The following is a 13,857-nucleotide window of genomic DNA, read 5'->3' on the forward strand; positions in this document are numbered from 1 at the left end:
CATAGCGAACTTCAGTCAACTGAGAAGCCGGGTTTCCTTGCATAGGAGCCCGGCTTTTTTGGGGGCAGGCCGAACCAGGTTTGGTGGGGCGGTGCTTTCCGGTCCGGCATTTTTATGCAGCTTGCGGCCGTAATCTTCCCGCCTGCCCCGGCGGCGCTTCCACCCGGAGGCTGCCGTGGGGCTTATTCTGACATTTCTGACACGTATGAAAGCAGTTATTTTCCCCGGCCAGGGCAGCCAGTTCAGCGGTATGGGCCGCGAGCTGTACGAGCAGCACCCCGAAGCCAAGCGCCTCATGGACCAGGCCAACGACATCCTGGGTTTCTCGCTGACCGACGTAATGTTCACCGGCTCCGACGAGGAGCTGCGCCGCACCGACGTAACGCAGCCGGCCATTTTCCTGCACTCGGTGGCGCTGGTGGCCGTGCTGCCCGATTTCCGGCCCGATATGGTGGCCGGCCACTCGCTGGGCGAGTTTTCGGCGCTGGTGGCGGCTAAAGTGCTGCGCTTCGAGGACGCGCTGCAACTGGTAGCCCAGCGCGCCCGCGCCATGCAGGCCGCCTGCCAAGAGCAGCCCGGCACCATGGCCGCCATTTTGGCTCTTGATGATGACACCACGGCCCGCATCTGCCAGGAAATTACGGCCGGTGGCAACATAGTGGTGGCTGCCAACTACAACTGCCCCGGCCAGCTGGTGGTGTCGGGCTCACAGCGCGGCATCGAGCTGGCCTGCGAGCAGCTGAAGGCCGCCGGGGCCAAGCGCGCCCTGCCGCTGCCCGTGGGTGGCGCCTTCCACTCGCCGCTGATGCAGTCGGCCGAGGCGGCGCTGGCCGAGGCCATTGCCAAAACCAGCTTCGCGGCCGGCATCTGCCCCGTGTACCAGAACGTGGACGCCGCCCCGCACACCGACCCCGACGAAATCCGCGAAAACCTCGTGCGCCAGCTCACCGCCCCCGTCCGCTGGACCCAGAGCGTGCAGCGCATGGTGCACGACGGCGCCACCGAGTTCGTGGAGTGCGGCCCCGGCAAAGTGCTCCAGGGCCTCGTGAAAAAGATTGCGCCCGAGGTAACGGCGCAGTCGGCAACGGTGGCGTAGCGTTTCCCGCAGAGGGGCGCAGAGGTTAAACCGCAGAGGTCCGCAGAGCCGTTCTTGAACAGCTCTGCGGACCTCTGCGGTTTAACCTCTGCGCCCCTCTGCGGGAAATCAAATCCGAGTCACAGCCAGCGTATCCCCACACTCGGCCAGCAGTTCTGCCATAGTGCGCCGGAGCCCCGGATGCACCACGGCCGCCGCAATTTCGGCCAGCGGCAGCAGGGCGAAGCGGCGTTCCGGCAAGCGTGGGTGGGGCAGTTGCAGCGTGGGCGTATCGAGCACTAAATCGTCGTAGAGCAGCATGTCCACGTCGAGGGTGCGGGCACCCCAGCGCACCAGCCGCTGCCGGCCCGCGTGCTGCTCGGCGGCCTGGCAGGCGGCCAGCAGCTGGGCAGGGGAGAGGCTGGTTTGCAGCGCCAGCGCCTGGTTGAGGAAGGCTGGCTGCTCGGTCAGGCCCCAGGCGGCCGTTTCGTAGAGGCCCGAGGCGGCTGTTACCGGGCCGGCCGTGCGGCCTAGCTCCGCCACGGCGGCCTGCAGCGTGGCGGCCCGGTTGCCGAGGTTGGAGCCCAGCAGGAGGTAAGCGGTGCTCAATGGTTAACGCTTCAGATTGGATTCAAAGAACTCCACCGTGGCTTCGGCCGCCTGTCGGGCTTGCTCGGGCAGCTCGGCCGACTGCCAGGGGTGGGCGCCGCCGAAGTTGTGGGTGGCGCCGGGCAGCACACGCAGTTCGGCGGCGGGCTGCCACTCGTGCAGCTGGTGGGCGCGGGCCAGCGGCACGGTTTCGTCCTGGTCGCCGTGCACGATGAGCACGGGCCGGCTGCCGAGGCGCTGGCGCAGGTTCTGCTCGATGTCGAGGCGGTCCTGGTTCTGGTAGTAGTTCTCCACGAGCTGGTAGTAGAGCGGCAGCTGTTGTTTGGTGCGCGAGTTTTCCACGTGCAGCACACCCTTCTGCTGCCAGTCGGCCATCTGCTGCTCGGTCCAGCCGGGGTTCACCTGGCTGATGGCGGCCCAGGTGGCCACGGCCCGCACGCGTGCGTCTTCGGCCGCTTTCAGCAGCACCAGCCCGCCGCCCCGGCTGTGGCCGATGAGGGCCAGCCGGGCCAGGTCCATGTCGGCGGCCGGAATGCCCGTGGCGCCCGGCGTCTGCAGGGCATCAAATAATGCGCCCACATCATCCAGCTCGATGCTGAAGTTGTTGCGGCCGAAGGCTTCGAGGTCCTCTAAATCGCCCGAGCCGCCCACTACCACGCCATTGTGCGAGAGGTTGAGCTTCACGAACACAAAGCCCCGGCGGGCGAACCAATCGGCCAGCACGTTGAAATGGCCCCAGTCCTTGAACCCCTTAAAGCCGTGCACAAACACCACCACCGGCTTGGCTTGGCCATCGGCCACGAAATGCGCATCGGCGGCAAACGGACGGTTGTGGGTGGGGTTAGTCAGCTGAAAATCGACGATAGTAGGCTGGGGCGTAGGCATGTTGGGCTGATGATGATGGGCTGATAGGGCAAATATACTGTCATCCTGAGCGGCGCGAAGGACCTTATAACAGTAGCACAGATATAGCAACGATTGGTGCTACCGCAAGAAGGTCCTTCGCTGCGCTCAGGATGACAGGCGGACTCATTCCCTAACTCCCTCATTCACGCATTTACTGCCCCCTCCGCCTTTTCCCGTATCATTGCAGTGCCCAAACCCGCCGCATGACCAATTCGCTGGACCAGATACAGGCTCCGATTGCCCTGGAGATGGTGGAATTCGAAAAGAAATTCCGCCAGTCGATGCAGAGCAGGCAACTGCTGCTCGACAAAATCATGGGCTACATCATCAAGCGCAAGGGCAAGCAGATCCGGCCGATGTTCGTGTTTTTCACGGCCAAAATCTGCGGCGGCGACCCGCTGCCCGAAGCCACCTTCCGCGGCGCGGCCCTGATTGAGCTGCTGCACACGGCCACCCTGGTGCACGACGACGTGGTGGACGAAAGCAACTACCGCCGCGGCTTTTTCTCCATCAACGCCCTCTGGAAGAACAAGATAGCCGTGCTGGTGGGCGATTACCTGCTGAGCAAGGGCCTGCTGCTGAGCCTGGAAAACGACGATTACGAGCTGCTCAAAATCGTGAGCAACGCCGTGCGCGAGTTGAGCGAGGGCGAACTGCTGCAGATTGAAAAGGCCCGCCGCCTCGACATCACCGAGGATGTGTACTTCGACATCATCCGGCAGAAAACGGCCTCGCTCATTGCCTCCTGCTGCGCCGTGGGCGCCTCCTCGGCCGGCGCCGACCGCGAAACGGTGGAGCGGGCCCGGCTGTTCGGCGAGAAGGTGGGCATGGCCTTCCAGATCAAGGACGACCTGTTCGACTACGGCACGGCCGAAATCGGCAAGCCGGTGGGCATCGATATCAAGGAGAAAAAGATGACCCTGCCGCTCATCTACGCCCTGCAGCAGGCCGACTGGCTCACCAAGCGCCGCGTCATCTTCAACGTGAAAAACAACGACGGCCGCCGCGACCGGGTGCAGCAGGTGATTGAGTTCGTAAAGCAGTCGGGCGGCCTCGACTACGCCATTGCCGTGATGGAGCGCTACCGCGACGAGGCCCTGGCCGTACTGCGCACTTTCCCCGAATCGGCCTCGCGCACCTCGCTCGAACAACTCATCAACTACACCATCGAACGAAATCACTGATTCACGCTGATTATTCGTGATTTCGCTGATTTTTATCGGTGTATTCGTCGTAATAGAAAAAGCCACTGCTACCTGGTAGCAGTGGCTTTTTCTATTACTCTAGTACAGTGCGTAAGCGCGCACAGAATCGGTGTAATAACGACTAATCAGCGTGAATCAGTGATTTAGTGCTGCACCTGGTAGTACACCTGCTCGGGGTCGACTTCCGATACCTCGAAGCGCACGCCTTTGGGGCTGCTCTTGACGGTAATTTCGTGGGTCATTTCGCAGGTGGGGCACTGCAGCTGCTCGGTTTCGTACTGGCCGTCGTCGGGCATGGTGGCGAAGTGCTCGGCGGCGGGCACACCGATAGAGGCCGTGAAAACTTCCTTGTGGCACTTATTGCACTCAAACTTAAGGCCTACGGTGTGGCCCTGAAGCTCATCGACGGGGGCGGGGGTACTCTTCTGCTGAATCCACATAAACAAAGCGGGTTTGGTTGGTAGAGGGATGGGGAAAGGGAAACTAGGGCCGCAGCCCTGCCCGGTGTACGCAGAAATGCCAACGCGGGGTTGGGTCGGCGTAGCACCGGCCCAACCCCGCGTTGGCATTTCTGACTTTGCGGCCTGCCCGGCTTACAGATGGAACGTGAGCACCGGCTGGGCGGAGTGGGTGGCCACCTTTTCGGCGATGCTGCCCTGGAAAAACCGGCTGAACGCCGAGCGGGCGTGGGTGGGCACCACAATCAGGCCGGCGCCGAGCTTGCGGGCCGCATCCTCGATGCCGCCGCTGATGCTGCCGGCTTCCATCAGCATCGGCTCGGCGGGCGCCAGCTGGTGGCGCTCGATGAAGCCGTCGATTTGCTGGCGGGCCTGGTTGGCGTTGCCGTCCGTCACGTGCAGCAAGTGCAGGCGCGCCTCCGGAAACAGTTCCCGCACCTGCTGCAGGCCGGGTACGGCGCGGTCGGCTTCGGCCCCGAAGCTGGAGGCAAACACGATGTCGTGCACCTCGTTGAGGTTGGTTTCCTGCTTGACGGCCAGCACCGGGCAGGGCGCCAGGCGCACCATCTGCTCGGTGTTCGACGAGGCAAAAAACCGCTCTACCGCGTCGTGGTGCTGGGGGCCGAGCACGACCAGGTCGATGTGCTGGCGCTCAATTACCTTCAGAATGGCCTCATCCACGCCCACCTGGTCGGTCAGGTCGTGCACGGGCACGCCGGGGGCGAGCTGGGCCGCCTCGGCCAGCAGCTGCTGCATGCGCTGGCGGGTGGCTTCGAGCAGCTTGATGACGAAAATCCGGTCGATGCCGTGGCTGTTAGGCAGCTCGGTGCCGCCAACCGGCCCGCCAAAGGTGCTGAAGTTGGCCGTGCGCGGCTGGTCGGGCAGGGCCAGCACGTGCAGCAGCGTAACCGTGCCCCCGGCCCGTTGGGCCAGCTGCAGCGCGGCCCGGAAGGCGTGGTGCGCCTCGGCCGAAAAGTCGGTGGGAACCAGAATGTTTTTCATAATCCGGAAGATAAAAGAGTGAAAAAACGCAGCCAGCTTTAAGCGGGCCAACATGGGCCGGCACGATGCGCCCACCCATGTTGCCCCGCCTAAAGCTAGGAGTTAATTCGCACCGGGCCGCATGACGCCCGAGCCGGGTTGCGGGCCTTACTCGGCCAGCAGCTGGTCGATGGTCTTGTTGAAGTCGGCCTTTTCCTGCTCGTAGTACTGGCCGGTGCCGGGGCCCGAGAAGCCGCTGTGAATCTTGCGCACCTCGCCTTTTTTGTCCAGGAAAATGGTGGTCGGGAAGGCCAGCACTTTGGTTAGCTGGGGCAGGCTGGCACTGGCGGCCGCGGCTTTGCCCTCGCCGGCATAGGCCAGGTCGTAGCCCACGTTCAGGCGCTGCTTCATTTTGCGCAGGCGCTCCTTGGCGGCCTCGGGGGCATACGTGGCCCGCTCGTAGCCCAAACCAATAATTTCGACGCCGCGCTGCTTGTTTTCGGCGTACCAGGGGGCCAGGAAATTGGTTTCGTCCATGCAGTTGGGGCACCACGAGCCCAGCAACTGCACCACCACCACCTTGCCGCGGTACTTGGCATCAGATGGCGAAATCGAGCCGCTGCCTTCCACGCTGGGGAAGCTGAAGGCGAGCTTTTTCTGGCCGGGCTTCATGCCAGTCAGGGCGTTGGCGTCGGGCAGCTGCACGGTGGGGTCGAGCGTGGCCGTCCAGGTTTCGTGCCCCGTCAGGCCCGAGTAGAAGTCGCCGCTGATGCGGTTGATGTTGCCCGGCTGGCTGAGCTTGCCATCGAACAGGTAGCCGTGGCTGCCATCGAAGGTCGAGAGCAGGATATGCTCACTGCCGTCGGCCTGCTTCACGAGGTTGCCGCTCAGGTAGCGGTAGTCGCCGGTGGTGGTCAGGAAGGTGCCGATAACGCGGCTGGGGTGCGCCGCATCCTGCTTAAAGGAACCCACGGCCGGGTAGGTTTTGCCATCGGCTTCGCGGAACTCGGTGCGGAACAGCGCCCCTTCTTTCAGGTCGCCAAACACGGGCGCAGGCTGCGGGCCGGCGGCAAACAGCTCCGTATCGGCGGTGGCTTTGCGGGCCGTGAGCGGCACCCGGTACGGCTTGTCGGCGTCGTACTTCACCCAGGCGCCGGTCAGCTGGCCTTCGCCGGCGGAGCGCAGCACCAGCGCAGCATCAAACACGCCCAGCCTGATGGTGGTCGAGTCGCCGGCGGTGGTTATTTCGTCGAGTTTCAGGCGCTCTTCGCCGTTGCGCAGCGTCAGGGTGGGCTGGCCGCCGTCGGTGGCTACGTCGAACAGAAACGGGATTTGCTGGCCCTGGGTGGCGAGTACGCCGCGCCAGGTACCGGCCGTAAGGGGCGAGGCGACCCCGGCCGGAGCCGCACCGGCCGCGGCATCGGTTTCGGTGCCGGAGTTGGACTGGCAGGCGGCAACGGCCAGCGCGAGGCCGGCCCCGGTCAGGGCTTTACGCATAAGAGAGGCAACGGGCATGGGCGAAAAAGAGTAAAAGTGAATTCGGGGCTAAACTACGGCGGCGCCCGCATAGTTTAGAAAGTACCCGCACGCCGCCTAAAGCTCCCGGTTCTTTTGAGAGCTTCTAAATAGGGCTTTAGCCGGGCCCGGCGCCACTTCATGGGTTTGCCGGGCCCCCGCCCTTCGCTATATTTGCACGTTGGCCCCGGCCGACTCGTTCTCTCCACTTTTTCAACCTGATTATGGCATTCGATTTAGAAATGATTCAGGCCGTCTACGCCAACATGGGTCCTCGCATTGAGGCCGCCCGTGCTGCCGTCGGCCGTCCGCTCACCCTGACGGAAAAAATCCTGTACGCCCACTTGTACGGCGGCACCGTTTCGCAGGCCTACGAGCGGGGCGTTTCCTACGTCGACTTCTCGCCCGACCGCGTGGCCATGCAGGACGCCACCGCCCAGATGGCGCTGCTCCAGTTCATGCAGGCCGGCAAAACCACTGCCGCCGTGCCCAGCACCGTGCACTGCGACCACCTCATCCAGGCCCGCGATGGGGCCGACCAGGATTTGGCCATGGCCAATTCCGAAAACAAGGAAGTGTACGACTTTCTGGCCTCGGTTTCGAATAAGTATGGCCTCGGCTTCTGGAAGCCCGGCGCCGGCATCATTCACCAGGTGGTGCTCGAAAACTACGCCTTCCCCGGCGGCATGATGATCGGCACCGACTCGCACACGCCCAACGCGGGCGGCCTGGGCATGATTGCCATTGGTGTAGGCGGCGCCGATGCCGTCGACGTAATGGCCGGCATGGCCTGGGAGCTGAAATTCCCCAAGGTAATCGGCGTGAAGCTGACCGGCAAGCTTTCGGGCTGGACTTCGGCCAAGGACGTAATTCTGAAAGTAGCCGGCATCCTGACCGTGAAAGGTGGCACCGGCGCCATCGTAGAGTACTTCGGCGAAGGAGCCGAAAACCTCTCGGCTACCGGCAAAGGCACCATCTGCAACATGGGCGCCGAAATTGGTGCTACCACCTCGGTGTTCAGCTTCGATGAGAAGATGGCCACCTATCTGCAGGGTACCGGCCGCGCCGAAGTGGCCGAGCTGGCCGCCGGCGTACGCCAGCACCTGCGCGCCGACGACGAGGTGTACCAGAACCCCGAGAACTTCTACGACCAGCTCATTGAAATCGACCTGAACACGCTGGAGCCCTACGTGAACGGTCCGTTCACGCCGGACGCCGCCTGGCCGATTTCGGAATTCGCCTCGGCTGTGCGCGAGCACGGCTGGCCCGAAAAGCTGGAAGTAGGCCTGATTGGCTCGTGCACCAACTCCAGCTACGAAGACATCACCCGCGCCGCCTCCATCGCCAAGCAGGCCGCCGACAAGGGCCTGACGGTGCAGGCCGAGTACACCGTAACGCCCGGCTCGGAGCTGGTGCGCTACACCGTGGAGCGCGACGGATTGCTCGACACGTTTGCCCAGATGGGCGGCGTGGTGCTGGCCAACGCCTGCGGTCCGTGCATCGGCCAGTGGGCCCGCCACACCGACGACCCCAAGCGCCGTAACTCCATCATCACCAGCTTCAACCGCAACTTTGCCAAGCGCAACGACGGCAACCCTAACACCCACGCCTTCGTGGCCTCGCCCGAAATCGTGACGGCCTTCGCCATTGCCGGCGACCTGACCTTCAACCCGCTCACCGATACGCTGACGACCAGCACCGGCGAGCAGGTGAAGCTGGCCGAGCCCGAGGGCATCGAGATGCCGCCCCGCGGCTTTGCCGTGGAAGATGCCGGTTACCAGCAGCCCGCCGCCGATGGCTCGGGCGTGAGCGTGATGGTGTCGCCTGATTCCGACCGTCTGCAGATTCTGGAGCCCTTCAAGCCCTGGGAAGGCACCGACCTGCTGGGTCTGCGCCTGCTCATCAAGGCCAAAGGCAAGTGCACCACCGACCACATTTCGATGGCCGGCCCGTGGCTGAAGTACCGCGGCCACTTGGATAATATCTCCAACAACATGCTGATCGGGGCTATCAACGCCTTCAACGACCAGCCCAACGCCGTGAAGGATGCCCTGACCCAGGGCACGCCCTACTCGGCCGTGCCCACGGTGGCCCGTAACTACAAGGCCCAGGGCATTGGCTCGGTGGTAGTTGGTGATGAGAACTACGGCGAAGGCAGCTCGCGTGAGCACGCCGCCATGGAGCCCCGCCACCTCGGCGTGCGCGCCGTGCTGGTGAAATCCTTCGCCCGGATTCACGAAACCAACCTCAAAAAGCAGGGCATGCTGGGCCTGACCTTCGACAACAAGGCCGACTACGACCTGGTAGAGGAAGACGACACCATCGACATCCTCGGCCTGACCGACTTCCAGCCCGGCAAGCCCCTGCAGGTGCGCCTGCACCACGCCGACGGCGACACGGACCTCATCACGGTGAACCACACCTACAACGAGGGCCAGATTGCCTGGTTTAAGGCCGGCTCGGCCCTGAACCTGATTCGCCAGATGGAAGCCGGCGGCGACGCTCAGCTTTCGGAGCGCGCGTAGTCTGACATTTAGCTGACTGAAAACGGCCGCCTTCCCGGATAGGGGAGGCGGCCGTTTTGCGTTTGCAGGGTCGTGGGTAACTTCTCGGCTGGTTGCTGGCGGAAGCATTGGCACTTTTGGCAAAGCCAGCGAGCCTTTTGGGGCGGAGCCCGTATAGGCAGACGTCACTTCTGCCTTCCCATGCGAAAAACGAACTCACTTTATCCCTTAACCGCGGCCGTTGCCTACACCGGGGCCGGCATTATCGGGCTGGTAGCCGTGTATCTGCTGGCTTCCGTGGTCCTGTCGGCCATTCCGGTGGCCGGCGAAAAGGCTACGCCCGCGCCCGGCGAGGCTGTAGAGGTGTACCTGCTCTCTAACGGCGTGCACACCGACCTGGTAGTGCCCGTGCGCAGTGCTCAGAAGGACTGGACGCAGTTTATTTCTTACGCCGACACACCCGCCAACGACACCAGCCAGGAATTTGTGGGCTTCGGCTGGGGCGACCGGGGCTTCTACCTCGACACCCCGACCTGGGCCGAACTCGAACTCAGCACCGGCCTGAAAGCCATGTTCTGGATGGGCACCACAGCCATGCACACCACTTTTCATCACCGCCCCGAAATAGGTCCTAAGTGCGTGCAGCTCACGCTCACGGCCGCCGAGTACGACCGGCTTATCCGCTTCATCGAAACCAAGTTTGACGTGGATGCCCAGGGCCGCCCGCAGCAGATTAGGGGCCACAGCTACGGTGAAAATGACGCTTTCTACCTCGCCAACGGCACGTATAACCTTTTCGACACCTGCAACAGCTGGACCAACCGGGGCCTGAAAACCGCCGGCCAGCGCGCCGCCCTCTGGACGCCCTTCGACTTCGGCATGTTCTGGCATTACTAGCTCTTTTGAGGCTGTTAGCTGAGTGCTATTAGTAGCCAGCCTCTCTTCAGAAAATTCTTTCTACTGCATAAAAAAGGGCACCGCACTCAACTGAGTGCGGCGCCCTTGGCGTTTTAACGGCTGACAGCTAATTAAGCCAGACCTGAGCTATGTGCTCGAAGCGGTGTTGGGCAAAGGCGCCGTAGGGCCGCTCGGCATAGAAGCCCAGCACATGTACCTGCAAATCGCCGGTGTGGGCGTTGCGGCGCATCTGCACGGGGTACACCTGCCCGCGCGCAGGCCAGTCGCCGATGTAGTCGGCCGGGCGGTTCCGGGCATCTATGCAGCGCGCAAAATGCTGTACCGGAAGAGGAACGGGAAGCTTCGTTTTCGACATATACAAAGATACGCATATTATCGAATAAAACTAAAATGATTAGCTGAATATTTTCAGTTAATCTACTTTTGCAACTGCTGAGCTAAGCTGATAATACGAAATTTTAGCCGTTATTTGAATTAGCCTAATCATACATTCCGAATATTAAATAAAAATAATACTTAGGTATATTGCTAAAAGTAATGGTTAAATAATCAGAATGGGAAAATCTGAGGTGAATGGGCTCTACGGGCGCTTTAACACCCTATAAGTGGCTGCCCCGGCAGAAGTTTCTACGCGCAGCAGATATACGCCCGCCGGATAACCCGACAGGTCCAGCGAAGCCGTTGCCTGCCGGAAGTGATAAGTGGCCAATTGCCGCCCCAGCACCGACAGCACCCGCACCGTAGCGCCATCAGTGGCTGGTAGTTCCAGCCGCACCGGGCCAGCAGTTGGGTTAGGGTATAGCCGGACACCGGCCAGCGCCGCCGGACGGATGGCTGTGGGTACCTGCTGGTAGCCGGCACTCGCCGCATCGGCGGCGGCCTGCAACTCGGTCAGCGAAGGGGCGGCCAGCACCGCGAAGGCCACGGTTACCGAGTCGGCGGGGGCGAGGTAGGGCAGGGCCGCGCCCACTACCTGGGCCGCATCGGTGCCGGTGGGCGGGCCAGCGGTGGCGTTGGTAGTACCGCTGCTCAGCGTCAGCCACTTCTCGGTTCGGCTGAACCCGTCGTTCAGGCGCACCGGGCCGGCGGGGGCGTCCGCACTGTTATCGAGGCTGAACACACTGGGCTGGCCGCCCGCTAGGTGCTGCACGCCGGCAAAAATCGTCTCGGGCGCGTCGAACACGTAGCCCAGGTGCCGGGCGGCATCCCAGCGGGCCACGTTACGCGCGGGGTCGTCGGGCAGGTCCCAATCCATAAACAGGCCCAGATGCAGCGGCCGGAGCGTGTCGGCGGTGAGGTTGGTGAGCTGGTATTCGAGCAGCACGTAGTTCTGGTGGGGCGCGGCCGCCCGGGCCGTGGCCTGCTGCCGCAGCGCCACGCCCACCGCCCGCGGATTTTCGGGAGGCAGCAGCTCACGCAGGCGGCCCTCGGCCCGCTGGTCGGCCGGGCCGGCGGCGGGCAAGCGGCGCACCTGGGCCTGGGATACAAAGTCGGCATCGGTGCCGCGCTGGTCGTTGCGCACGTTGCTGGCCAGGCGCTGGGCCGAGGTAGCCAGCAGCAGCCCGCCCTCGGCCAGCAGCGGCGGGCCCTGTCGGTAGCTGATGCCTTCACCGAGGCTGGGGTTGGTGGCCTCGTAGCCCAGGTTGCCGCGGCTGGTTAGCGTGAGGCGCAAATTGTTGGCGTCGAGCACCACAAAATCGGGGTTGAGCAGCAGGGTTTCGTACTGGTCCTCGCTGTAGCCGCTGGCCTCGTGGTGTAGGCGGTAGCGCAGCACGGCGCGGGTATTGAGCGGCACACCTTCCGCCACCACGGCCAGCTGGAAAGGTGCGGCGGCGTTGCCGGCCTCGGCCAGCGTGGCCAGCGCGCCGGTGCTGAACTCGCCCTGGCGCACTGTCAGATAGGGCGAAAGGGAGGTGAGCGTTACGGTGAGGCCCGGCAGCTCGCGCAGCAGGTTCTGCACCCGCACCGCGAGGCGCAGCGTGTCGGCCGGCCCGTAGTAGGTGCGGTCCGGGCTGGCGGTCCGGGCCACCACCCGGGCCGAGTACGGCTGCTCGGTAACGGCCCGAAAGGCATTCAGGCGGCCCGAACCCAGCCGGCCGGCGTAGGCCACGTTGCCGGGCAGGTTGTCGATAAAATCGGTGGTGCGCCGGATTTGCGCGGCCACCTGGGCCGCGTTGTAGCCCGGGAAACGGCTGCGCACCAGTGCGGCCACTCCCGCCACCTGCGGCGCGGCAAACGACGAGCCGCCCGTTCTGGTGTAATCGGTATCGGTAATGCCGAGCGTGGTCACAATGCCTTCGCCGGGCGCCGACAAATCAACCCGGTAACTGAAGGTGCCGACTGAGCTACGCACGTCGGTGCGGGCGGTCATGGCCACCGAAAGTACGTGCTGGTAGCTGGCGGGGTAAAAGTCGAGGTCCTGGGGTGTGTTGCCGGCGGCGGCCACTACTACCACGTCGTGGTTGAGGGCGGCGTAGTCAATAACTTCCTGCTCGAAACGCGAGGGCGCGCCTGGCCCACCCCACGACAGGTTGATGACCTGGCAGCCGTGCTCGGCGGCGTACACGATGGCCTCGTAGCCGCCAAACGAGCCCTGGGGCGTCGAGGGGTATATTTTCAGCGGCATGTACCGGCTGAGGTAGCCCACGCTGGCCCCACCCAGCCCGTTGTTGGTGGCGGCGGCCGCTACGCCGGTTACCATTACGCCGTGGGTTAGGTCGGTGGGGTTGCGGGCGCGCTCGGGGTCGTTATCGTGGTCGGCGAAATCCCAGCCGTAGTAGTTGTCGGTGTAGCCGTCGCCGTCGTTGTCGAGGCCGTCGATGGGGTCGGCGCGGTTGAGCTGGTTTTTGCCCGCCAGGTCTTCGTGGGTGAAACGAGTGCCGCCGTCGGCAATGCCGATGACGATGCTGGTGTCGCCCTTGGTAACGTCCCAGGCCTGGTAGGCGCGGATCTTTTTAAGATGGTACTGCTCGCCGGTGCCGGTCGTATCGGCTCGTGGGTCGTTGGGCAGCTGCAGGGGGCGGTAGTCGTAGAGCGGCTCGGCATATTCCACCAAACCCGATTTCAGCAGCCGTTGCCGCAACTGTGCCGGCGAAGTGCCGGCGGGCAGTGTCAGCTCGTACACCAGCCCCAAATCCACGGCGCCGGCCTGGCGGCGGGCGGCGGTAGGCGCCGCAGCTTGCGGAAACTTGGGTCGGGCCGTAGCGCCAAAAACCTTAAATGTGGTGCTGAGGGCCGCCGGCAGCGCAACCGGCCCTGGCCGGCGGGGCTGGCCGGCATCGGCCGGGGCCGCTTTCAGCCGGAAAACCAGCACGCCCGGCCGCGCCGTGCGGGTGGGGGCATCGGGGGCGGCCGATTGGGCCACGGCCGCGGTGGCACTGCCCAGCAGCGCGGCGCCGCAAATAAACCAGCGTAGAAGTAAGGACATAGCAGCAGAAAAACAGGCGGAAAGGGCGCGCCGGCCCGGTACTCAGGCAAACGAAACTGCGGCCCCGGCGGATTGGTTCGGGCGGGTTCGGGGCCGATTCCGTAAATTTAGCCACCCCGTAGCAGTCGGCCCGGGCTTTTCGCCCAAGAAGCTGTCCGGACCGGCCAGCCGCCGCCGCTACGCTGTGCAACCAGCCGGCAGTGGCTGGCGGAAAGCCTTTTGCGGCGACCCGCTGTTTACGTTTCGGTTGACTCGTTGC

Annotated in this window: 11 protein-coding genes; 4 read left to right on the forward strand and 7 right to left on the reverse strand. The window is 63.8% G+C overall.

Features of this window, described 5'->3' with window-relative positions; all coding sequences use genetic code 11:
• Positions 1-205 precede the first annotated feature (205 nt).
• Positions 206-1,096, forward strand: a complete 891-nt coding sequence (fabD, locus tag H145_RS0109295) for an ACP S-malonyltransferase (protein ID WP_019947873.1) — start codon at positions 206-208, stop codon at positions 1,094-1,096.
• 108 nt (positions 1,097-1,204) lie between these two features.
• Here fabD and folK read toward each other — a convergent pair whose 3' ends face one another.
• Positions 1,205-1,684, reverse strand: coding sequence for a 2-amino-4-hydroxy-6-hydroxymethyldihydropteridine diphosphokinase (gene folK, locus H145_RS0109300; RefSeq protein ID WP_019947874.1), 480 nt, complete (start codon positions 1,682-1,684; stop codon positions 1,205-1,207).
• A gap of 3 nt (positions 1,685-1,687) precedes the next feature.
• The gene (locus tag H145_RS0109305; RefSeq protein WP_019947875.1) at positions 1,688-2,569 is read right to left on the reverse strand and encodes an alpha/beta hydrolase family protein; all 882 of its coding nucleotides are present in this window, start codon (positions 2,567-2,569) and stop codon (positions 1,688-1,690) included.
• A gap of 224 nt (positions 2,570-2,793) precedes the next feature.
• On the opposite strand from H145_RS0109305, the gene H145_RS0109310 reads away from it, so the two are divergent.
• A complete protein-coding gene (locus tag H145_RS0109310) occupies positions 2,794-3,774 on the forward strand; it encodes a polyprenyl synthetase family protein (protein WP_019947876.1) in 981 nt (326 codons plus the stop codon).
• 164 nt (positions 3,775-3,938) lie between these two features.
• On the opposite strand, the gene H145_RS0109315 is transcribed toward H145_RS0109310, so the two are convergent.
• From H145_RS0109315 to H145_RS0109325, 3 genes are all read right to left on the reverse strand, one after another.
• On the reverse strand, positions 3,939-4,235 hold the full coding sequence (locus tag H145_RS0109315; protein ID WP_019947877.1) for a hypothetical protein: 297 nt from the start codon (positions 4,233-4,235) through the stop codon (positions 3,939-3,941).
• 153 nt (positions 4,236-4,388) lie between these two features.
• Positions 4,389-5,255, reverse strand: a complete 867-nt coding sequence (locus H145_RS0109320; protein ID WP_019947878.1) for a universal stress protein — start codon at positions 5,253-5,255, stop codon at positions 4,389-4,391.
• A 147-nt stretch (positions 5,256-5,402) separates the two neighbouring features.
• Positions 5,403-6,749, reverse strand: coding sequence for a peroxiredoxin family protein (locus tag H145_RS0109325; protein ID WP_240471681.1), 1,347 nt, complete (start codon positions 6,747-6,749; stop codon positions 5,403-5,405).
• Positions 6,750-6,973: 224 nt separating this feature from the next.
• Here H145_RS0109325 and H145_RS20650 point away from each other — a divergent pair, with 224 nt between their 5' ends.
• Positions 6,974-9,274, forward strand: a complete 2,301-nt coding sequence (locus H145_RS20650) for an aconitate hydratase (protein WP_033426067.1) — start codon at positions 6,974-6,976, stop codon at positions 9,272-9,274.
• A 180-nt stretch (positions 9,275-9,454) separates the two neighbouring features.
• On the forward strand, positions 9,455-10,150 hold the full coding sequence (locus tag H145_RS0109335) for a TIGR02117 family protein (RefSeq protein WP_019947881.1): 696 nt from the start codon (positions 9,455-9,457) through the stop codon (positions 10,148-10,150).
• Between the two features lie 127 nt (positions 10,151-10,277).
• Here H145_RS0109335 and H145_RS0109340 read toward each other — a convergent pair whose 3' ends face one another.
• Both H145_RS0109340 and H145_RS20655 read right to left on the reverse strand, forming a co-directional pair.
• Positions 10,278-10,526, reverse strand: a complete 249-nt coding sequence (locus H145_RS0109340; RefSeq protein WP_019947882.1) for a hypothetical protein — start codon at positions 10,524-10,526, stop codon at positions 10,278-10,280.
• Between the two features lie 225 nt (positions 10,527-10,751).
• On the reverse strand, positions 10,752-13,598 hold the full coding sequence (locus H145_RS20655) for a S8 family peptidase (protein ID WP_019947883.1): 2,847 nt from the start codon (positions 13,596-13,598) through the stop codon (positions 10,752-10,754).
• Positions 13,599-13,857: the final 259 nt, after the last annotated feature.

Source organism: Hymenobacter aerophilus DSM 13606, assembly GCF_000382225.1.
GTDB lineage: Bacteria > Bacteroidota > Bacteroidia > Cytophagales > Hymenobacteraceae > Hymenobacter > Hymenobacter aerophilus.